Source organism: Shimia sediminis, from assembly GCF_003990645.1.
GTDB lineage: Bacteria > Pseudomonadota > Alphaproteobacteria > Rhodobacterales > Rhodobacteraceae > Shimia > Shimia sediminis.
This window is the reverse complement of sequence record NZ_RYZK01000004.1, coordinates 146648-166380: the sequence shown is the minus strand read 5'-3', so window position 1 is coordinate 166380 and position 19733 is coordinate 146648. Positions and strand designations below refer to the sequence as shown.

22 protein-coding genes are annotated in these 19733 nt (G+C 59.9%); 15 read left to right on the top strand and 7 right to left on the bottom strand.

Annotated elements, in window-relative coordinates; genetic code table 11:
- Positions 1-32 precede the first annotated feature (32 nt).
- The 13 genes from soxY (at position 33) to EK369_RS10785 (ending at position 11884) form a co-directional block, all read left to right on the top strand.
- Positions 33-449: a thiosulfate oxidation carrier protein SoxY gene (soxY, locus tag EK369_RS10845; RefSeq protein WP_127114261.1), complete on the top strand. Its 417-nt coding sequence runs from the start codon at positions 33-35 to the stop codon at positions 447-449.
- An 80-nt stretch (positions 450-529) separates the two neighbouring features.
- The gene (gene soxZ, locus EK369_RS10840) at positions 530-859 is read left to right on the top strand and encodes a thiosulfate oxidation carrier complex protein SoxZ (RefSeq protein ID WP_127114260.1); all 330 of its coding nucleotides are present in this window, start codon (positions 530-532) and stop codon (positions 857-859) included.
- Between the two features lie 70 nt (positions 860-929).
- Positions 930-1784: a sulfur oxidation c-type cytochrome SoxA gene (gene soxA / locus EK369_RS10835; protein ID WP_127114259.1), complete on the top strand. Its 855-nt coding sequence runs from the start codon at positions 930-932 to the stop codon at positions 1782-1784.
- Positions 1785-1885: 101 nt separating this feature from the next.
- Positions 1886-3583, top strand: coding sequence for a thiosulfohydrolase SoxB (soxB, locus tag EK369_RS10830; RefSeq protein WP_127114258.1), 1698 nt, complete (start codon positions 1886-1888; stop codon positions 3581-3583).
- A 90-nt stretch (positions 3584-3673) separates the two neighbouring features.
- Positions 3674-4951, top strand: coding sequence for a sulfite dehydrogenase (soxC, locus tag EK369_RS10825; RefSeq protein WP_438672162.1), 1278 nt, complete (start codon positions 3674-3676; stop codon positions 4949-4951).
- On the top strand, positions 4935-5993 hold the full coding sequence (locus tag EK369_RS10820; RefSeq protein ID WP_127114257.1) for a c-type cytochrome: 1059 nt from the start codon (positions 4935-4937) through the stop codon (positions 5991-5993). Before soxC ends, EK369_RS10820 begins: the two co-directional genes overlap by 17 nt.
- Before the next feature lie 3 nt (positions 5994-5996).
- Positions 5997-6707 (top strand): c-type cytochrome, encoded by a 711-nt coding sequence (locus tag EK369_RS10815; protein WP_127114256.1) that lies wholly within the window; start codon positions 5997-5999, stop codon positions 6705-6707.
- Between the two features lie 36 nt (positions 6708-6743).
- Positions 6744-8006, top strand: a complete 1263-nt coding sequence (locus tag EK369_RS10810; protein ID WP_127114255.1) for an NAD(P)/FAD-dependent oxidoreductase — start codon at positions 6744-6746, stop codon at positions 8004-8006.
- Positions 8007-8394: 388 nt separating this feature from the next.
- The gene (locus EK369_RS10805; protein WP_127114254.1) at positions 8395-9027 is read left to right on the top strand and encodes an ATP-dependent Clp protease proteolytic subunit; all 633 of its coding nucleotides are present in this window, start codon (positions 8395-8397) and stop codon (positions 9025-9027) included.
- Between the two features lie 123 nt (positions 9028-9150).
- Complete coding sequence (gene clpX, locus EK369_RS10800) at positions 9151-10413, top strand: ATP-dependent Clp protease ATP-binding subunit ClpX (protein ID WP_127114253.1); 1263 nt, start codon at positions 9151-9153, stop codon at positions 10411-10413.
- Between the two features lie 119 nt (positions 10414-10532).
- Positions 10533-10919 carry an NADH:ubiquinone oxidoreductase subunit NDUFA12 gene (locus tag EK369_RS10795; protein ID WP_127114252.1) on the top strand — a complete coding sequence of 129 codons (387 nt, stop codon included), beginning with the start codon at positions 10533-10535 and terminating at the stop codon, positions 10917-10919.
- A 15-nt stretch (positions 10920-10934) separates the two neighbouring features.
- On the top strand, positions 10935-11384 hold the full coding sequence (gene mlaD / locus EK369_RS10790; RefSeq protein WP_127114251.1) for an outer membrane lipid asymmetry maintenance protein MlaD: 450 nt from the start codon (positions 10935-10937) through the stop codon (positions 11382-11384).
- A complete protein-coding gene (locus EK369_RS10785; protein ID WP_235871401.1) occupies positions 11381-11884 on the top strand; it encodes a DUF2155 domain-containing protein in 504 nt (167 codons plus the stop codon). The genes mlaD and EK369_RS10785 overlap by 4 nt, the downstream gene beginning before the upstream one ends.
- Here EK369_RS10785 and aat read toward each other — a convergent pair.
- The 4 genes from aat to EK369_RS10765 all read right to left on the bottom strand — a co-directional run bounded on the left by aat (position 11815) and on the right by EK369_RS10765 (position 15046).
- Positions 11815-12486, bottom strand: a complete 672-nt coding sequence (gene aat, locus EK369_RS10780; RefSeq protein WP_127114250.1) for a leucyl/phenylalanyl-tRNA--protein transferase — start codon at positions 12484-12486, stop codon at positions 11815-11817. The genes EK369_RS10785 and aat overlap by 70 nt on opposite strands.
- Positions 12486-13838, bottom strand: coding sequence for an acetyl-CoA carboxylase biotin carboxylase subunit (gene accC / locus EK369_RS10775; protein WP_127114249.1), 1353 nt, complete (start codon positions 13836-13838; stop codon positions 12486-12488). The genes aat and accC overlap by 1 nt, the downstream gene beginning before the upstream one ends.
- A gap of 9 nt (positions 13839-13847) precedes the next feature.
- Positions 13848-14336 (bottom strand): acetyl-CoA carboxylase biotin carboxyl carrier protein, encoded by a 489-nt coding sequence (accB, locus tag EK369_RS10770; protein WP_127114248.1) that lies wholly within the window; start codon positions 14334-14336, stop codon positions 13848-13850.
- A gap of 173 nt (positions 14337-14509) precedes the next feature.
- Positions 14510-15046 (bottom strand): LuxR C-terminal-related transcriptional regulator, encoded by a 537-nt coding sequence (locus EK369_RS10765; RefSeq protein ID WP_127114486.1) that lies wholly within the window; start codon positions 15044-15046, stop codon positions 14510-14512.
- Between the two features lie 119 nt (positions 15047-15165).
- On the opposite strand from EK369_RS10765, the gene EK369_RS10760 reads away from it, so the two are divergent.
- Together EK369_RS10760 and EK369_RS10755 are read left to right on the top strand one after the other, a co-directional pair.
- Complete coding sequence (locus EK369_RS10760; protein WP_127114247.1) at positions 15166-16674, top strand: class I adenylate-forming enzyme family protein; 1509 nt, start codon at positions 15166-15168, stop codon at positions 16672-16674.
- Positions 16675-17481, top strand: a complete 807-nt coding sequence (locus EK369_RS10755; protein ID WP_127114246.1) for a 3-hydroxybutyrate dehydrogenase — start codon at positions 16675-16677, stop codon at positions 17479-17481.
- 172 nt (positions 17482-17653) lie between these two features.
- On the opposite strand, the gene EK369_RS10750 is transcribed toward EK369_RS10755, so the two are convergent.
- The 3 genes from EK369_RS10750 to EK369_RS10740 all read right to left on the bottom strand — a co-directional run bounded on the left by EK369_RS10750 (position 17654) and on the right by EK369_RS10740 (position 19690).
- Complete coding sequence (locus EK369_RS10750) at positions 17654-18283, bottom strand: CoA transferase subunit B (protein ID WP_127114245.1); 630 nt, start codon at positions 18281-18283, stop codon at positions 17654-17656.
- The gene (locus EK369_RS10745; RefSeq protein ID WP_127114244.1) at positions 18283-19005 is read right to left on the bottom strand and encodes a CoA transferase subunit A; all 723 of its coding nucleotides are present in this window, start codon (positions 19003-19005) and stop codon (positions 18283-18285) included. The genes EK369_RS10750 and EK369_RS10745 overlap by 1 nt, the downstream gene beginning before the upstream one ends.
- A gap of 115 nt (positions 19006-19120) precedes the next feature.
- Entirely contained in the window at positions 19121-19690 is a 570-nt protein-coding gene (locus EK369_RS10740) for a L,D-transpeptidase (protein ID WP_127114243.1), read from the bottom strand.
- Positions 19691-19733: the final 43 nt, after the last annotated feature.

The window sequence follows — 19733 nt, the reverse complement described above, 5'->3', positions numbered from 1 at the left end:
GGGTCGAGACAAGAAATCCCAAGGAGATACAGATGGACTTCACGAGACGTGAAACTCTGGCACTCGGAGCAGGCGCGGCGCTTCTGACCGTTCTGCCTTTCCGCGTGCAGGCCGCGGCAGATGACGCCGTGGCAGAATTCACCGGTGGCGCTGATGTTGGCGAAGGCGGCATCGAGCTGACCGCACCCGAGATTGCCGAGAACGGCAACACCGTTCCGATCAGCGTCAGCGCACCCGGCGCCGCCGCGATCATCGTTCTGGCAACCGGCAACCCGACACCCGGCGTGGCGACCTTCAACTTTGGTCCCGGTGCCGCATCGCAAGCGGCCTCGACCCGTATTCGCCTGGCAGGCACCCAGGACGTTGTTGCCATCGCCAAAATGGCAGATGGCTCCTTCGTCAAGGCGTCCTCGACCATCAAGGTCACCATCGGCGGCTGCGGCGGCTAAGTACGGAGCAATCCCAGCGAAAGTGGTAACCGGTTTCGCGGTTCGGGATTGCGACCACTAAGATCTAGGAGAATACGAACATGGCATCTGGTGTAAAACCCCGCGTCAAGGTCCCGAAAACCGCTGCTGCTGGTGAGGCGATCACCATCAAGACCCTGATTTCACACAAAATGGAATCCGGTCAGCGCAAGGACAAAGAAGGCAACGTCATTCCGCGTTCGATCATCAACCGCTTCACCTGCGACTTCAACGGTGTGTCGGTGATCGACGTGACCATGGAGCCTGCCATCTCGACCAACCCCTACTTTGAATTTGACGCCACCGTGCCCGAGGCCGGCGAGTTCAAATTCACCTGGTACGACGATGATGGCGACGTCTATGACACAGCCAAGAAAGTCGCAATCGGCTGATCGGCCGATGCACCCACCAAAAGTACCTTGCCCTGTCGCGGGGCAAGGGGACACTCAGGGAGGAAACGCGATGAAATTCAAGGCAATGACAGCAATTGCCGCATTGGTCATCTCGGCGCCGTTCATGGCATCGGCTGACGCGGATGATGACGAGTTGGTCGTCAACGGCGAGATTACAATGGTCACCAAGACCGCCGCCCCGGCGCATTTGGCTGATGATGTGGACGAGATCATTTCGGGCTGGCACTTCCGCTCGGACGAGACCCAGATCATGCAGGCCGACGACTTTGACAACCCCGGTATGATCTTTGTCGAACAGGCAATGGATGACTGGAACACCGTCATGGGCACCAAGGACAAATCTTGCGCCTCGTGCCACGGCGACGTCGAAGAAAGCATGGCTGGCGTCCGCACGGTCTATCCGAAGTGGAACGATGCCAAGGAAACCGTCTACACCATGGAGATGCAGATCAATGACTGCCTCACCGATGGCATGGGCGCAGAGCCTTGGAAGAAATCCGGTGCCAAGATGGCCCGCATGGAAGCACTGATCTCGGTGCAATCCCGCGGCATGCCGATGAACGTCGCCATCGACGGTCCGGCCGAAGCCACCTGGGAAGCGGGCAAAGAGCTCTACTATACCCGCACTGGTCAACTGGATCTCAGCTGTGCGTCGTGCCACGAAGAAAACTATGGCAACCGCATCCGCTCGGACCATCTCAGCCAGGGCCAGACCAACGGCTTCCCGGTGTATCGCCTGAAAAACGCCAAGCTGACGACCGCTCATGGCCGCTTCAAGGGCTGCGTGCGCGACACCCGCGCCGAGACCTACAAGCCTGGTTCAGACGAGTTCATCGCGCTTGAGCTTTACGTCGCATCCCGCGGCAACGGCCTCTCGGTCGAAGCCCCCTCGGTGCGCAACTAAACACACCACCCGCTCCGGCGACATGTCGGAGCGGGTTTTCTCTATCAAGACAAATTCATAAACGTGAATTTGAAATACAGGATTAGAAAGGCACTTCGCCCATGATCTCTCGTCGCGATTTCCTCCAGGTCTCCATGGCGGCATCTGCCATGGTTGGGGCCTCCGGCTTCGGCAACTGGGCGCGTCTTGCTGCCCAACAGTCGCTGACCCAGGATGACCTGCTGCAATTCGACACCTACGGCAATGTCTCGCTGATCCACATCACCGACATTCACGCCCAGCTGAAACCGATCTTCTTCCGCGAACCCGAGATCAACCTTGGGGTCGGGGATGCCTTTGGCCAGGTGCCCCACATCACCGGCGCCGATTTCCGCAAGCTCTACGGCATCGCCGATGGCTCGCCCTCGGCCTATGCGCTGACCTACAATGACTTTACGTCGCTCGCGCAGACCTATGGCCGCGTCGGCGGCATGGATCGCGTCTCGACCGTGATCAACGCCATCCGCGCCGACCGCCCCGACGCGCTGCTGCTGGACGGCGGCGACACATGGCATGGCTCCTACACCTGCCACCAGACCCAGGGTCAGGACGTCGTGAACGTCATGAACGCGCTGAAACCCGATGCCATGACCTTCCACTGGGAGTTCACTCTGGGCTCGGATCGCGTCAACGAAATCGTCGAGGGCCTGCCCTTTGCCGCCCTCGGCCAGAACATCTTTGACGCCGAATGGGACGAACCCGCCGAGCTGTTCAAACCCTACAAGTTCTTCGAGCGTGGCGGCGTCAACATCGCCGTCATCGGTCAGGCGTTCCCGTATATGCCCATCGCCAACCCGCGCTGGATGTTCCCTGAATACTCGTTCGGTATCCGCGAAGAGAACATGCAGGCCATGGTCGATGAGGTGCGCGGCATGGGCGCGGAATGCGTTGTTGTCCTGTCGCACAATGGCTTTGACGTCGACAAAAAGATGGCAGGCCGCGTCACCGGCATCGACGTGATCCTCTCGGGTCACACCCACGACGCACTGCCCGAACCGGTTCTGGTCGGAGAAACCATTGTTGTTGCCTCTGGCTCGAACGGCAAGTTCGTCAGCCGCGTCGATCTCGACATCCGTGATGGCAGGATGATGGGCTTCCGCCACAAGCTGATCCCGATCTTCTCGGACGTCATCACCCCCGATCCCGTCATCACCCAGCTGATCGACGAACAGCGTGCGCCCTATCTGGACCAGCTGACCGAAGTGATCGGCAAATCCGACTCGCTCTTGTATCGCCGTGGCAACTTTAACGGCACATGGGATGACCTGATCTGCGAGGCCCTGATCCAGGAACGCGACGCCGACATCTCCATGTCACCCGGCGTGCGCTGGGGACCGTCGATCCTGCCCGGTCAGGACATCACCCGCGAAGACATCTGGAACGTGACCTCGATGTCTTACGGTCAGGCCTATCGCACGGAAATGACAGGGGAATTCATCCACGTCATCCTCGAAGACGTGGCCGACAACCTGTTCAACACCGACCCCTACTACCAGCAGGGCGGCGATATGGTGCGCATCGGTGGCATGGGTTACCGCATCGACATCTCCAAGCCGCAAGGGTCGCGCATCAGCGACATGACCCTGTTGAAAACCGGCGAACAGATCGACGCCTCCAAGACCTATCAGGTCGCGGGCTGGGCCTCGGTCAACGAAGGCACCGAAGGTCCGATGATCTGGGATGTCGTCGAAAGCCATATCCGCAAACAGGGCACCGTCTCGGTTGCCCCGCATGAAAACGTAAAGGTCTCGGGCGTCTGAAAAGACGTCCCCGCGACCCTTTGACCTGTTATTCCATTCAATCAAATTCACTAAAACGAATTTGATTATGTATTGAGGAGGCATAGCCAGATGACAATGAGCTTCAAGGGCAAACCCTCGCGTCGCGCGTTCCTGAAAGGGGCGGTCGCCGCCACGGGGAGCGTTGCCGGCGCAAGCATGGCCAGCGCGGCGGGTGATCCGCTGATCACACAAGTCCAGGACTGGGCCAGCAGCACCGGAGACGGGGTGGACGCAACGCCCTATGGCCTGCCGATCCAGTTCGAGACGGACGTGGTGCGCCGCAACGTGGAATGGCTGACCGCCGACACGATTTCGTCGATCAACTTTACCCCGATCCACGCGCTCGACGGCACCATCACCCCGCAGGGCTGTGCCTTTGAACGCCACCACTCGGGCGCGATCGAACTGTCGAAAGCCGACTATCGCCTGATGATCAACGGTCTCGTGGATACGCCTCTGGTGTTCTCTTATGAAGACCTCGAGCGTTTCCCGCGTGAAAACCACGTCTATTTCTGCGAATGCGCCGCCAACACCGGCATGGAATGGGCGGGCGCACAGCTGAACGGTGCGCAATTCACCCACGGCATGATCCACAACATGGAATATTCCGGCATTCCGCTGCGCGCGCTGTTGGAAGAGGCTGGTCTGGATGCGGCGGGCGACCTCAAGGACAAATGGGTCTATGTCGAAGGGGCGGACGCCTCGTCGAACGGTCGCTCGATCCCGATGGAAAAGGCCTTGGACGATGTGCTCGTCGCGTTCAAAGCCAATGGTGAGGCTTTGCGTAAAGAGCACGGGTATCCAGTGCGCCTCGTCGTCCCCGGTTGGGAAGGCAACATGTGGATCAAGTGGCTGCGTCGTATTGAGGTGACCACTCAGGCCATTGAAAGCCGCGAGGAAACCTCGAAATACACCGACACGCTCGAAAACGGCACCAGCCGCAAGTGGACCTGGGTCATGGACGCCAAATCGGTTGTCACCTCGCCCAGCCCGCAGTCGCCGATCAAGCACGGCAAGGGCCCGCTGGTCATCACCGGCCTGGCATGGTCCGGTCGCGGCGCCATCACCGGCGTTGACGTGTCGCTCGACGGTGGCAAGAACTGGCAAGAGGCCCGCCTTGGCGCGCCCGGCACCGACAAGGCTCTGTCGCGCTTCTACCTCGACATTGATTGGCAGGGCGAAGAGATGTTCCTGCAGTCGCGCGCCAAGGACTCCACCGGCTACGTGCAGCCCTCCAAGGCTGAACTGCGCGAGGTGCGCGGTCTCAACTCGATCTATCACAACAACTGCATCCAGACCTGGTGGGTCAAAGCAGACGGGGAGGCAGAAAATGTCGAAGTTTCTTAAACTTATCGCAGGCACCACGCTGGCCTCGACCCTGATCGCAGCCCCGGCCATGGCCGAGAAACTTGGCCTTGGCCGCGCCGCCACGCCGGATGAGATTGCCGCATGGGACCTTGACGTGGCCCCTGATGGCACCGGCCTGCCGGTCGGCTCGGGCGATGTGTTCACCGGCGAAGAGGTCTTTGCCGAACACTGCGCCAGCTGCCACGGTGACTTTGCCGAAGGTGTCGACAACTGGCCAAAACTCGCAGGGGGCGCGGACACGCTCGACCACGAGGATCCGCTGAAAACCGTCGGCTCCTACTGGCCGTATCTCTCGACCACATGGGACTACGTCAACCGCTCCATGCCGTTCGGCGCAGCGCAGACCATGTCGACCGATGACGTCTATGCCATCGTTGCCTACATTCTCTATTCCAACGACCTCGTGGACGATGAATTTGTCCTCTCGAACGAGAATTTTCTCGACGTTGAGATGCCCAATGCGGGCGGTTTCATCATTGATGACCGCGACACCGCCGAGGCGCATTTCTGGAAAGCCGAGCCCTGCATGACCAACTGCAAGGACAGCGTCGAGATCACCATGCGTGCAGCAGTTTTGGACGTGACCCCGGATGAGGGCGGTTCTGAAGAAGCCGCCGCCCCCGCCGAGGAGGCTGCTGCCGCACCTGCTCCCACCGAGACCGCCGACGCAGCGGCCCCGGTGGAGCAGGCTGCCATTGACCCCGAGCTGATGAAGCAGGGCGAAAAGGTCTTCAAAAAGTGCAAGGCCTGCCACCAGGTCGGAGACGGCGCCAAATCGAAAACCGGCCCGGCTCTGAACGGCATTGTTGGCGCCTCGGTTGGCGCAGTGGACGGGTTCAAATACTCCAAGCCCATGTTATCACTGGCTGAATCCGGCGCGACATGGACCGAAGATGAACTCGCCGCCTTTCTTGCCAAGCCCAAAAAATATCTCAAGGGCACCAAGATGTCCTTTGCGGGCCTGAAAAAAGAGGACGACATCATCGCCGTCACCGCCTATCTGAAAAGCTTTCAGGATTGATAGATGCGGATTGCTGTTGCGATCATGATACTCTGGGCGGTCCTGACGGGGGCCGCCTTTGCCGAAGAAACCGCCACGGCCATCGGGGATCCCGAGCGTGGTCAGAAGATGTTCAAGAAATGCAAATCCTGCCATCAGCTGGGCGAGGGCGCCAAGCACAAGGTTGGTCCGCATCTGAACGGCATCTTCTTCCGCCCCGCGGCGACATTCGATGACTTCAAGTACTCCAAAGGCATGTATGCCGCGCGCGAAGCGGGGCTGGTCTGGGATATCGATGGCCTCAGCCGCTTTATCGAAGACCCGCGCAAAACCGTGCCCGGCACCAAGATGAGCTTTCACGGGCTTGCCAAGGAAAAAGACCGCCATGACCTCTTGGCTTTCATGCGGATTTACTCGGACAACCCCCAGAATATCCCCGAGGCCGCCCCGACCGCCATCAAGGTCGAGGTCGAACTCTCGCCCGAAATCCTCGCCATCGTGGGCGACCCGGAGTACGGCGAATACCTCGCGACCGAATGCACCACCTGCCATCAGTCCAGCGGCGACTTTGACGGCATCCCGGGCATTGTCGGCTGGCCTCAGGACGAATTTGTCATCGCCATGCACGCCTACAAGCTCAAGAAACGTGACCACCCGGTGATGCAGATGATGGCCGGGCGACTGGCTGACGACGAAATCGCGGCGCTGGCCGCCTATTTCGGAGATTTGAATTAACCGCGCGAACTTTCAAGATCAGGGGAGGAATGATCTATGACATTGAACAGACGTACATTTATCAGAGCGGGGGCCGCCGTGGCGGCATCCTTGTCGGCACCAATGGTTCTCGGCGCGGGCAAGCCCCGTGTTGTCGTTGTTGGCGGCGGCGCAGGCGGTGCCACAGCCGCGCGCTACATCGCCAAGGGCGCCAAGGGTGCCATTGACGTCACCCTGGTGGAACCCAGCCGCACCTACTACACCTGCTTTTTCTCGAACCTCTATATCGGCGGCTTCCGCGATATCGGTTCGATTGCGCACAGCTACGGCAAACTGGCCTCGGACTATGGCATCAACGTGGTGCACGACTGGGCCATCGGCATCGACCGCGACGCGCACACCGTTTCGCTCGCCGGTGGGGACACGCTGGCCTATGACCGCCTGATCCTGTCGCCCGGCATTGATTTTGTCGATGGCGCGGTGCCCGGCTGGGACATCACCAGCCAGAACAAGATGCCCCACGCCTACAAGGCCGGCTCGCAAACTGAGCTCTTGAAGGCCCAGATCGAAGCCATGCCCGAGGGTGGCACATTCGCCATGGTCGCGCCGCCTAACCCCTATCGCTGCCCTCCGGGACCGTACGAGCGGGTGTCGATGGTGGCGCATCTTCTGAAACAGAAGAACCCGACCGCCAAGATCATCGTCGCCGACCCCAAGCCCAAGTTCTCGAAAATGGCGCTGTTCCAGGAAGGCTGGGCCAACCACTATGACGGCATGATCGACTGGATCGGCTCGGACTTTGGCGGCGACGCGGTCGAAGTCAACGCCGACGAGATGACCGTCAGCATCGATGGCGAGGTCACCAAGGTCGACGCCTGCAACGTGATCCCGGCGATGAAGGCGGGCAAGATCTGCGAAATGGCAGGCATCACCGAGGGCAACTGGGCGCCGGTCAACGGCCACACCATGCAGTCGCGCATCGACGAAAACATCCACGTGCTCGGCGACGCCACCAACCAGGGTGACATGCCGAAATCCGGGTTCTCGGCCAACTCTCAGGCCAAGGTTGCCGCCATGGCCGTACGTGGCGCGCTGACAGGGTCCAAGGTCTTCCCGGCCAAGTTCTCCAACACCTGCTGGTCGCTGATAAACACCGACGATGGCGTCAAGGTTGGCGCGACTTACGAGGCCACGGATGAAAAGATCGCCAAGGTTGACGGCTTCATCTCGCAAACCGGTGAAAGCGGCGAGCTGCGCAAACAGACCTACGAAGAGTCGGTCGGTTGGTACGCGGGCATCACCAGCGATATGTTCGGCTGATCCGGGGCGATACTCTCACTCCCGCATGGGCCGCCTTCGGGTGGCCCATTTTTTTCGGCAATCGTGAAGAAAGCGTTACCTCTCCAGTTTGTACAAAACCGAGAAACGCCCTAGAAAAAGTTGTACAACTTGGAGAGTCGCCCTGAAAAAAGGTGTACAACTTGGTCATTTTCCAAAAATGTAGTGATTGCGCGATGCGTCCCCGCAAGGGGCAAAGAGCCGCTCGATTGGCCCTCGCGGGCCGCCTCGCGACCATTTTGACGTCGCCGCTTTAACCCGGTCGCAGCCATATTTTCGCTACCTGCTCTTGCAGCCCCCCTAGGCCGATACTAAGACTCACTCATGGGCTTTGGCCTAAGCGATGGATGCGAACAACAGGCAGGCGGATATGAACGACCCAATCGACACATATATGAACACCCTCGTGCCCATGGTGGTCGAACAGACCAGCCGTGGCGAGCGCGCTTATGACATTTTCTCGCGCCTGCTGAAGGAGCGGATCATCTTCCTCAACGGCCCTGTACATGACGGCATGTCGTCGTTGATCGTGGCACAGCTACTACATCTTGAGGCCGAAAACCCCTCCAAGGAAATCTCGATGTACATCAACTCGCCCGGTGGCGTGGTGACGTCGGGCCTGTCGATCTATGACACGATGCAGTACATCAAGCCCAAGGTATCGACCCTCGTGATCGGTCAGGCCGCCTCGATGGGCTCGCTTCTGTTGACTGCCGGTGAGGCTGGCATGCGCTTCTCACTACCCAACAGCCGCGTCATGGTGCACCAACCCTCGGGCGGCTACCAGGGTCAGGCGACGGATATCATGATCCACGCCCAGGAAACCCAGAAACTCAAGGACCGCTTGAACGAAATCTACGTCAAGCACACCGGTCAAAAGATGAAGGCAGTGGTCGACGCCCTCGAGCGCGACAACTTCATGTCCCCCGAAGAAGCCAAGGACTGGGGCCTCATCGACGAGATCGTCGAGAGCCGCGCCAAAGGCGACGACGAAGAAAGCTAACAGGCATGTGCCCCGGCGTGATCGCGTTCGGGGCACTTTCCACATTGTACTCGGTCTGAGGCTGGCCTAAGCTGACCGAAACGCGACGGCGCAGACGCATATCGGAGGCCCGAGAGGACGGACATGGCAAGCAATTCCGGGGACAGTAAAAACACCCTCTACTGCAGTTTCTGCGGCAAGAGCCAGCACGAGGTCCGCAAGCTGATTGCAGGGCCCACGGTATTCATCTGCGATGAATGTGTTGAGCTTTGCATGGACATCATTCGTGAAGAGACCAAGGCCAGCGGGCTGAAAGCCTCTGAGGGTGTTCCGACGCCGTTGGAAATCTGCAATGTGCTCGACGATTACGTGATTGGTCAGGCGCTGGCCAAGCGGGTGCTCTCGGTGGCTGTGCACAACCACTACAAGCGTCTGAACCACGCGCAAAAGTCCGGCGATATCGAACTTTCCAAGTCGAACATCCTGCTGATCGGCCCAACGGGGTGCGGTAAAACCCTTTTGGCCCAGACACTTGCGCGTATTCTCGACGTGCCGTTCACCATGGCCGATGCCACCACGCTGACCGAGGCTGGCTATGTGGGGGAAGACGTCGAAAACATCATCCTCAAGCTGTTGCAGGCCTCGGAGTACAACGTCGAACGCGCGCAACGCGGCATCGTTTACATCGACGAAGTCGACAAGATCACCCGCAAATCCGAGAACCCCTCGATCACCCGCGATGTCTCGGGCGAGGGCGTGCAGCAGGCCTTGCTTAAGCTGATGGAAGGCACCGTGGCATCTGTTCCGCCCCAGGGTGGACGCAAACATCCGCAGCAGGAATTCCTGCAGGTGGACACCACGAACATCCTGTTCATCTGCGGCGGCGCCTTTGCCGGTCTCGACCGGATCATCGCGCAGCGTGGCAAGGGTTCGGCCATGGGCTTTGGTGCCGATGTGCGTGACAATGACGAACGCGGCGTGGGTGAGATTTTCCAGGATCTCGAACCCGAAGATCTGCTGAAATTCGGCCTGATCCCGGAATTTGTCGGCCGTCTGCCGGTGCTCGCGACACTCGAAGATCTCGACGAAGACGCGCTTGTAACCATCCTGACCGAACCGAAAAACGCGCTTGTAAAACAGTACCAGCGCCTGTTCGAACTGGAAGACACCGCGCTCACCTTTACCGACGACGCGCTCAGCGCCATCGCCAAACGTGCCATCGAGCGCAAGACCGGCGCACGTGGCCTGCGCTCGATCCTTGAAGAGATTCTGCTGGATACCATGTTCGACCTGCCGGGCATGGACAGCGTGACCGAAGTGGTTGTGAACGAAGAGGCCGTGACCTCGGACGCCAGCCCGCTGATGATCCACGCCGAGGCCGAGAAAGAGCCAGCCAACGCGGGCTAAGCGGAAATTTACCGGAATTCATGAGGGGCGGGCAATTTGTCCGCCCCTTTTCGTGTGTCGCGATACTGGACCTTTGCGTTTGAATGAGTCATACGGGACTTGAATTTGCGGAGGCATCCATGGGCATTCTGAGCACGATCAACAGCGCACTTTCCTGGTGGAATGGCGCCACCCTGAACACCAAGCTTTTCACCCGTCGCAAGGGCGTGAAAGTGGGCGAAGACGATCAGGGCAATGTTTTTTACCGGACCAAGGATGACAGCAAACGCTGGGTGATCTTCTCTGGTCAGGTTGAAGCCAGCCGCATCAGCCCCGATTGGCACGGATGGCTGCACCGCACCTATGACGATGCGCCGTCGGAAAAACCGCTGGCTCACAAGGCTTGGGAAAAGCCGCATCAGGAAAACCTCTCTGGCTCGGAAATGGCCTATGCGCCCGCAGGTTCGATTCGCAAGGCGGCGGCTCCGGCCACCCGCAGCGACTACGAAGCCTGGGTTCCGGAATAAGGCCGGGGCGCGCCCTTGTCGGCTGTTCGTACTGAAATCGCAGTTGGGGCCGCGGTGGTTGCCGTGGCCATCGGCTTTTTGGCCTATGCCAGCCGTGTCGCAGATTTTGGCGGCAGCTCTGCCGGCTATGAACTGACCGCATCGTTCCGCTCGATCGAAGGTGTGTCTGTCGGCACTGACGTGCGTCTGGCCGGGGTCAAGATCGGCACCATCACGGATATTTCCCTGAATCCCCAGACCTTTCGTGCCGACGCGGGCATGACCATTCTGGATGGCATCGAATTGCCGGATGACAGCGCCATCGTGATCTCTTCCGAGGGGCTTTTGGGTGGCAATTTTGTTGAGGTTCTGCCCGGCGGCTCACCCTTTAACCTCGAGCCGGGTGCCGAAATTGAGGACACGCAAAGTTCGGTCAGCCTCGTGGGGCTGCTGATGAAGTTTGTGACCGGCGGGGACGACGAATGATCCGCCACACAGCGCTTTGCGCCATGCTGCTCGCTGGACCCGCAATGGCGCAGCAAATCACCGTCGAAACACTGGATTCCGAAGCCGGTCCGCAGATCGTGATCGTGCCACAACAGCCCGAGGTCTTTACCCTGCAGCGCGACCTAGGCACCGTAACCTCCGAGGTTGCCGCCAGCGCCGTATCGGGGCAGGGCGCGCTTTTGCGCGGTCTCGACAGGCTCAACGGTGAGGTGGTCGATCTGGAGCTCGACAATGGCTACAGCGTGGCCTTTGGCGACCTGCGCGTCGATCTTGCCGAATGCCGCCACCCTGACGACAACGCCACGGGCGAGGCCTTTGCGTTTCTCACCATCTACGATGGCCTAGAAGCGGTTGATCCCTTGTTTCAGGGCTGGATGGTTGCATCATCCCCGGCGCTGAACGCGCTGGATCACGCGCGGTTCGACATCTGGGTGTTGCGCTGCAAGACCTCTGCGCCAGAAGACTCCGCCAGCGAGTGACCAAAGGTGACGTCGCCCATCCGGGCGCGATCCAGCAACAGGTGATACTCTTTCCGTGAGATTTCGATCGCCCCGAGCGAGGCCAGATGAGGCGTGATGAACTGCGTATCAAACAGGGTAAAGCCGCGCGCGCTCAGGTGCGCTATCAACCAGGCCAGCGCAATCTTTGATCCATTGGTGGCGCCGGAAAACATGCTCTCGCCAAAGAACGCCGTTCTCTGTGTGACGCCATAGACCCCGCCGATCAGATCGCCCTGGCGCCAGACCTCAATCGAATGGGCCTGTCCGCGCGCGTGTAATGCGCTGTAAAGGCGGCGAATTTCATCGTTTATCCAGGTGTCAGCACGGTCGGCGCATCCATCAACGACGCCTTCGAAATCCGTATCCAGTGTGACCTGGTAATCATCTCGCCGAAGGGCTTTGGCCAAGGACCGCGAGATATGGAACCCGTCCAGCGGGAACACCCCCCGGCGGTGCGGATCGACCCAGAAAATCTCTGGGTCGTCGCGATGTTCGGACATGGGGAAAATCCCCATCGCATAGGCCCGCATCAACAGGTCCGGTGTGATGTCACCTTCCCAGTCCTGCGTGCCATGTGGCATCAGCTTTCGGCCAGGTTCTCGTCCAGCCAGCGTTCCAGCCAGTGGATGTTGTAGTTGCCCGAGAGGACATCATCTTCGGCCAGCAGTGCGTGGAACAGAGGCACCGTGGTATCGATGCCATCCACGATCAACTCGCCCAAGGCCCGGTTCAGACGCGCCAGGGCTTCGGGCCGATCACGACCATGCACGATCAGCTTGCCAATCAGCGAGTCATAAAACGGTGGGATCGAATAGCCATCATACAGAGCCGAATCCATCCGCACGCCCAGCCCGCCGGGGGCGTGATACTGCGTGATCCTGCCGGGGCAGGGGGCAAAGTTGGGCAGGCGCTCGGCGTTGATGCGCACCTCGATGGCGTGACCGTTGATTTCCAAATCGTCCTGGGTGAACGACATCGGCAGGCCTTCGGCCACACGGATTTGTTCGCGCACCAGATCAACGCCAAAAATGGCCTCGGTCACCGGATGCTCCACCTGCAAACGCGTGTTCATCTCGATGAAATAGAACTCGCCGTTTTCATAGAGGAACTCGATGGTGCCCGCGCCAATATAGTTGATGTTCGCGCAGGCATCGGCACAGACCTTGCCGATATAGGCCCGTTCCTCGGATGAAATCGCGGGGCCGGGGGCCTCTTCGAACACCTTCTGGTGACGACGCTGCAGCGAACAGTCCCGTTCGCCCAGATGCACTGCGTTGCCCTTGCCATCACCAAAGACCTGAATCTCGATGTGGCGCGGTGTGGTGAGGTATTTCTCGATGTAGACTTCATCGTTGCCAAAGTTGGCTTTGCCCTCGGCGCGTGCGGTCTGAAAGGCAGATTTCATCTCGTCGGCGTTGTTGGCCACTTTCATGCCCTTGCCGCCGCCGCCTGCCGTGGCCTTGATGATGACCGGATAACCGAACTCTTCGCCGATCTTCAGCGCGTCTTCGACCGTGGCAACGCCGCCATCCGATCCGGGCACACACGGCACACCCAAGGCTTTCATCGTGTCCTTGGCGGTGATCTTGTCGCCCATGATGCGAATATGCTCGGCAGTCGGGCCAATAAAGGTCAGGTCGTGGTCTTCCACGATCTGCACGAAATTGGCGTTTTCCGACAGGAACCCATAGCCGGGGTGGATCGCCTGCGCGCCGGTGACCTCACAGGCGGCAATGATCGAGGCCATGTTCAGGTAGCTCTCGGTGCCCGAAGGCGGGCCGATACAGATGGCCTCGTCCGCCATGCGCACATGCATGGCATCGGCATCCGCGGTCGAATGCACTGCGACCGACTGGATCCCCATTTCGCGACACGCACGGATCACGCGCAGGGCGATTTCTCCGCGGTTGGCGATCAGGATTTTATCAAACATGTCAGCGCCTTATTCGATGATAACCAGGGGCGCACCATATTCCACTGTGTCGCCGTCACCCACCAGGATGCGCTTCACGGTGCCCGATTTTGGCGCCGGGATATGGTTCATGGTCTTCATGGCTTCGACGATCAGGATCGTATCGCCTTCGGCGACCTGTGCGCCAACGCTCACGAATGAGGGCGCGCCGGGCTCGGCCTGCAGATAGACGGTGCCCACCATGGGCGAGGTCACGGCGCCGGGATGGCTGGCCGGATCGTCGCTGGCGGCCTCAGCTGCGGCCGCAGGTGCTGCAGCGGCAACCGGGGCAGCAGCCACAGGTGCGGCGGCCGGGGCCACAACCGTGGCGACCTGTGTCTGGCGGCTCACGCGTACGTTCAGGCTGTCGTCCTTACCGTATTCGCGCATGACCTCCAGCTCGGTCAGATCGTTTTCACGCAGCAGTTCAGCCAGGGCCGAAATGAATTCGACGTCGTTGTCGTGATTGGTCTTGCTCATCTTTGTCTATCCCCTTCAGCGCTTCGCCGCGCTTCTTGTGAGTTTGTTTGTGTTCCCCTACGTCGCCTTATATGGCATCCCGCTGCCAGAGAAAAGCACAGTGACGTGTTCCGATATGTGGGGATTTTGCACCGAATTTCGAGGGGAAATCGACGCATCTGATTGCATTTTTCCTAAAGCGGCATCCCGGAGAGTTTCGCCACCAGCTCTGCCAGCTTGCGCGCCCCGAATTTGCGCAGCAGACGTGCCCGGTATTCTTCCACCGTGCGGTAACTCAGATCCAGCTGCAGGCCAATCTCTTTGCTGGTCAGGCCGCGACAGGTCAAAATCGCCACCTCGCGCTCGCGTTGGGTCAGCTCGACCACCGGGCGTTCTTCAGACAGATCGGCAAAGGTCCAGATCCCGCGCTGGAACGGGCTATCCGGCGTCAGAGACTGGCCCCGTGCCCGGCACCAGAACATCGTGCCATCGCGCCGTTGCATGATGCGCTCGTCATTGTAGCGCCCGGTCTCGCGCATCGCTGCCAATCCACGGGCACCGATGGTCTGAAAATCCTCTTCTGACAGATAAAACTCGCCCAAGGATACACCTTCGCACTTGCGGGGGTCTTCCAGAAACATCTTTCCGAATTCCACGTTGCAGCGGCGAATGATCCGGTTCTCGAGAATGGCGAGACCGATCGGAGCGTTTTCAAAGGCCAGGGCGTCCAGTTCCATGCCCAAACATGCGCATACCTGCGCCCAAAGGCCAAGGCCTGCGCGCCGTATTTCTACCAATTGCCCAATCGCAGCCCGCGCGGTTTACTCTCGGACGACGAGGGAGGACTGTCATGAATATCGCGAGCTGGCTTGAGAGGTCCGCCCGGATCACACCCGATGTTGGGGCGCTGTTTCTTGGCGCGGACTGCGTCGCCACTTATGGTGCGTTCCTTGACCGTGCCCTGCGCGTGGCTGGCTGGCTTGCAGCGCAGGGTGTGCAGCCGGGTGACCGTGTTGGCCTGTTCATGAAGAACCTGCCCGAGTACCTGATCGCCCAATACGGCGTCTGGGCGCTTGGCGGCGTTGTGGTCCCGATCAATGCCAAGCTGCATGGGCGCGAGGCCGCATGGATTCTCGACAATGCCGGGGCCTCATTGTGCTTTACCTCGGTCGGCCTGCACGAAGCTGTTTCAGAGGTCTCCGAAACCCCTTGCCTGAACGTCTCTTCGTCAGATTGGGCGGCTATTCTCGATACAGCCCCCACAAAGACCCTCACCCGCCGCACTCCGGACGACCTCGCCTGGTTGTTTTACACGTCGGGCACCACCGGTCGGCCCAAGGGCGTGAGGATCACTCACCGCATGTTGCAGGCCATGGCGCTCAGCTATTTTGCCGACGTGGACGAGGTCACATCCGAGGACACCGCGCTCTACGCTGCGCCGCTCAGCCATGGGGCGGGCATCTACAACCTCATGCACGTGCTCAAGGGCGCACGCCATGTCATGCCCCCCTCGGGCGGCTTTGACGAGGCGGAAATCTTTGACCTCGCCCGTCATCATGGGCGCGTCCACATGTTCTGCGCTCCGACCATGGTAAAGCGCATGACAGATGTGGCGAAAGCCACGGGCAAGACTGGCGAAGGCCTGCGCACCATCGTTTACGGAGGCGGACCGATGTATGTCGCCGACATCGTCGAAGCCGTGGATCACTTTGGCCCGATTTTCGTGCAGATTTACGGGCAGGGGGAATGCCCCATGTGCATTACCGCCCTCTCGCGTGCCGAAGTCTGTGATCGCAGCCACCCGAACTGGCAGGCACGTCTGGCTTCGGTGGGCCGCGCGCAATCTGTTGTCGAACTCGCCATTGGGGACGCGGCCGGTGTGCCGCTGCCGCCGGGTGAGGTTGGTGAAATCATGGCGCGCGGGGATGCGGTGATGCCGGGCTATTGGCAAAACACGCAAGCCACCGCCAAGACCATCGTCAACGGCTGGCTGATGACCGGAGACATGGGCACGCTGGACGCCGACGGCTACCTCACGCTCAAGGATCGCTCAAAGGACATGATCATCTCGGGCGGCACCAATATCTATCCCCGCGAGGTGGAAGAGGCCCTGCTGTTGCACCCGTCGGTGCGCGAAGTCTCGGTGGTTGGCCGCCCACACCCAGACTGGGGCGAGGACGTCGTCGCCTTTGTCGTGACGATCGGCGACATGGACACGAGCGCGCTGGATGCCCATTGTCTGGACCAGATCGCCCGCTTCAAACGGCCCAAGGCCTATTTCGCGATCTCGGAACTGCCCAAGAACAACTATGGCAAGGTCCTCAAGACCGAGCTGCGCAAAATGCTGGAGGAGATGTAAATGACCGACCTGACAGGAAAAACCGCGCTGGTGACTGGATCAGTACAGGGCATCGGCCTCGCCATTGCCGGGGAATTGGCCAAGGCCGGGGCGCGGATTGCCGTACATGGGATCGCAGGTGACGCCCAGATCGAAGAGGCCTGCCAGCACCTGCGCGACCTCGGCGCCCCACAGGCCGAGTTTTTTCGCGGCGACATGCGCTATCCCGACCAGATTGCCGATCTGATGAAGGCGGTCGAGACCTGGGGCGGGGCTGACATCCTCGTCAACAACGCGGGCATTCAGCACACGGCACCAATAGCCACCATGCCGACCGAAAAATGGGACGCCATCATGGCCATCAACCTCTCGGCGGCCTTTCACACCATGCAACACGCTATGCCTGTGATGGCCGAGAGGGGCTATGGTCGCGTGGTGAATATCTCTTCCGTGCACGGCCTGATCGCCAGCCCGGAAAAAGCACCCTATACGGCGGCCAAATTCGGTCTGGTTGGTCTCAGCAAGGTTGCCGCGTTGGAATACGCTGCTGTCGGAAATCGTGCTACCGGAGGCGTGACCGTGAACTGCATCTGCCCCGGCTGGACGGAAACCGCGATCATCGAACCGCAGATCGTGGCCCGTGCCGCGGCGCTTGGCGGGGTGGATCGGGACGCGGCCATTGCCGATTTGTTGTCCGAGAAACAACCCTCGCGCCGCACCAACACGCCCGAGGAAATTGGTGCGCTGACCCTGTGGCTTTGCAACCCGGTGGCGCATAACATCACCGGCACCGCGATCCCGATGGACGGTGGCTGGACCTCGCAATGACCGTACGGCGGGTTAACCTCTCGCGATGGCCGACACAAATACCGACGCAATACCGACGTTGTACCGACGCGATACAGATGTGCATTTCTGGCCGTTAACCTACAGAAACAAAAAGAAAATGCCCGCACAAACAGCGCGGGCATTCAATGTCTCGAAACATCATGAAGTCCGGTCAGTTAACCAGCGTTGCCTCGGTTGCGGCGCGGAACTCTTCCTCGCTCACGCCATCGGCCAGTTCCACCAGCTTCAGACCACCTTCGACCACGTCCATCACGCCGAGGTTGGTGATGATGCGGTCGACAACGCCCTTACCGGTCAGCGGCAGGGTGCATTCCTTCAACACCTTGGAAACACCGTGTTTATTGGCGTGATCCATCACGACAACCACGCGGCCCACACCGGCCACCAGGTCCATCGCGCCACCCATGCCTTTGACCAGCTTACCGGGGATCATCCAGTTGGCAAGGTCGCCGTTTTCGGCCACTTCCATCGCACCGAGGATGGCCATGGCGATCTTGCCGCCACGGATCATCGCGAAGGACTGCGCGCTGTCGAAATAGGCGGTCTGGGGCAGTTCGGTAATGGTCTGCTTACCTGCGTTGATCAGGTCGGGGTCTTCTTCACCTTCATAAGGGAAAGGGCCCATGCCCAGCATGCCGTTCTCGGATTGTAGTGTAACTTCAACACCTTCCGGGATGTAGTTTGACACCAGCGTCGGAATACCGATGCCCAGGTTCACATACCAGCCGTCCTGCAGTTCCTGTGCCGCGCGTGCGGCCATTTGGTTACGATCCCAAGCCATTACGACGCCTCCTTCTGACGAACGGTGCGCTGTTCGATGCGCTTTTCATGATCGCCCTGAATGATGCGATGCACATAAATACCGGGCAGGTGGATCCCATCCGGGTCCAGCGATCCGGTTGGGACGATCTCTTCCACTTCGGCGATGCAGATTTTACCGCAGGTCGCCGCAGGCGCGTTGAAATTGCGCGCGGTCTTGCGGAACACCAGGTTGCCGGTTGCGTCTGCCTTCCAGGCTTTGACGATGGCGATGTCGGCAAAGATGCCTTCTTCCATGATGTAGTCTTCCATGGCGCCATCGGGGCCGGTGGGGAATTGCTTCTCCAGCTTGCCCTCGGCAATCACGGTGCCCACGCCGGTCTTGGTAAAGAAACCGGGGATGCCCGCGCCACCGGCGCGCATACGCTCGGCCAGGGTGCCCTGCGGGTTGAATTCCAGCTCCAGTTCACCCGACAGGTACTGACGCATAAATTCAGCGTTTTCACCCACATAGGACGAAATCATCTTCTTGACCTGCTTGGTTTGCAGCAGGATACCGATGCCGAAATCGTCAACGCCTGCGTTGTTCGACGCAAAAGTCAGATCCTTGACGCCCGACTCTTTGATGGCGTTCAGCAACAGTTCGGGGATGCCGCACAGGCCAAACCCGCCAGCCGCAAAGAACATCCCGTCCTTCAACAGCCCGTCGAGCGCCTCGGTGGCATTCGCATAGACTTTATTCATGGAAATCTCCCTCAAATCCGGAATTGAGGCCGTTTTGACCCCGCGTCGTCGCGGAGTCAATGAGACTTGAGAGAGGCCGTATTACTACGGTCGCCCATACGTAGTTGGGGGTTTGTCAGATCAGCCGGACCTGTGTGCCGATGGGCGTGATCTCAAACAACTCGGCAATCATCTCGTTAAACAGCCCGATGCAGCCGCTGGAGCTGCGTCGCCCGATCTTGCGTGTGTCATGGGTGCCGTGGATCAGATAGGCAGGCCAGCTTAGGTACATGGCGTGTGTTCCCAATGGGTTATCGGGGCCGGGCGGCATATAGGTCAGGTCCGGATCGCGTTTCAGCATGTCCGCTGTCGGAGTCCAATCCGGCCCGACACGTTTGCGCATGACCTTGGTGTAGCCGCGCTTGGTCAGATCTTCGGACATCGGCACTGACGTCGGGAATAGCCGGTAGGTGCTGCCATCTCCGCTCCAGAAATGCAGCGCGCGTGATGCGGTATCCGCGACGATTGTAGCCTTGCCCAGATCGTCAAAGTGATCCTGCCAGTTCTGCGTGCGGAACCCCGAGATGTTGCGGGGCGCGGTTTCCACCGCTTCTGCCTCGGTTGCGGCCAACAGGCTTTGAGGGGCCAAGGCCAGGGCAGGGGCCGCAAGCAAAAGCCCACGGCGGGTAAATTTGGGGTTGGGCATGGTCTGATCCTGTCGCGCTCGATTTGACCAGTTATCTGGTGAC

What these genes read in the sequence shown, in the direction of transcription:
- soxY (WP_127114261.1), top strand. Translation starts at nt 33, where the DNA reads ATGGACTTCACGAGACGTGAAACTCTGGCACTCGGAGCAGGCGCGGCG.
- soxZ (WP_127114260.1), top strand. Translation starts at nt 530, where the DNA reads ATGGCATCTGGTGTAAAACCCCGCGTCAAGGTCCCGAAAACCGCTGCT.
- soxA (WP_127114259.1), top strand. Translation starts at nt 930, where the DNA reads ATGAAATTCAAGGCAATGACAGCAATTGCCGCATTGGTCATCTCGGCG.
- soxB (WP_127114258.1), top strand. Translation starts at nt 1,886, where the DNA reads ATGATCTCTCGTCGCGATTTCCTCCAGGTCTCCATGGCGGCATCTGCC.
- soxC (WP_438672162.1), top strand. Translation starts at nt 3,674, where the DNA reads ATGACAATGAGCTTCAAGGGCAAACCCTCGCGTCGCGCGTTCCTGAAA.
- EK369_RS10820 (WP_127114257.1), top strand. Translation starts at nt 4,935, where the DNA reads ATGTCGAAGTTTCTTAAACTTATCGCAGGCACCACGCTGGCCTCGACC.
- EK369_RS10815 (WP_127114256.1), top strand. Translation starts at nt 5,997, where the DNA reads ATGCGGATTGCTGTTGCGATCATGATACTCTGGGCGGTCCTGACGGGG.
- EK369_RS10810 (WP_127114255.1), top strand. Translation starts at nt 6,744, where the DNA reads ATGACATTGAACAGACGTACATTTATCAGAGCGGGGGCCGCCGTGGCG.
- EK369_RS10805 (WP_127114254.1), top strand. Translation starts at nt 8,395, where the DNA reads ATGAACGACCCAATCGACACATATATGAACACCCTCGTGCCCATGGTG.
- clpX (WP_127114253.1), top strand. Translation starts at nt 9,151, where the DNA reads ATGGCAAGCAATTCCGGGGACAGTAAAAACACCCTCTACTGCAGTTTC.
- EK369_RS10795 (WP_127114252.1), top strand. Translation starts at nt 10,533, where the DNA reads ATGGGCATTCTGAGCACGATCAACAGCGCACTTTCCTGGTGGAATGGC.
- EK369_RS10785 (WP_235871401.1), top strand. Translation starts at nt 11,381, where the DNA reads ATGATCCGCCACACAGCGCTTTGCGCCATGCTGCTCGCTGGACCCGCA.
- aat (WP_127114250.1), bottom strand. Translation starts at nt 12,486, where the DNA reads ATGCCACATGGCACGCAGGACTGGGAAGGTGACATCACACCGGACCTG.
- accC (WP_127114249.1), bottom strand. Translation starts at nt 13,838, where the DNA reads ATGTTTGATAAAATCCTGATCGCCAACCGCGGAGAAATCGCCCTGCGC.
- accB (WP_127114248.1), bottom strand. Translation starts at nt 14,336, where the DNA reads ATGAGCAAGACCAATCACGACAACGACGTCGAATTCATTTCGGCCCTG.
- EK369_RS10760 (WP_127114247.1), top strand. Translation starts at nt 15,166, where the DNA reads ATGAATATCGCGAGCTGGCTTGAGAGGTCCGCCCGGATCACACCCGAT.
- EK369_RS10755 (WP_127114246.1), top strand. Translation starts at nt 16,675, where the DNA reads ATGACCGACCTGACAGGAAAAACCGCGCTGGTGACTGGATCAGTACAG.
- EK369_RS10750 (WP_127114245.1), bottom strand. Translation starts at nt 18,283, where the DNA reads ATGGCTTGGGATCGTAACCAAATGGCCGCACGCGCGGCACAGGAACTG.
- EK369_RS10745 (WP_127114244.1), bottom strand. Translation starts at nt 19,005, where the DNA reads ATGAATAAAGTCTATGCGAATGCCACCGAGGCGCTCGACGGGCTGTTG.
- EK369_RS10740 (WP_127114243.1), bottom strand. Translation starts at nt 19,690, where the DNA reads ATGCCCAACCCCAAATTTACCCGCCGTGGGCTTTTGCTTGCGGCCCCT.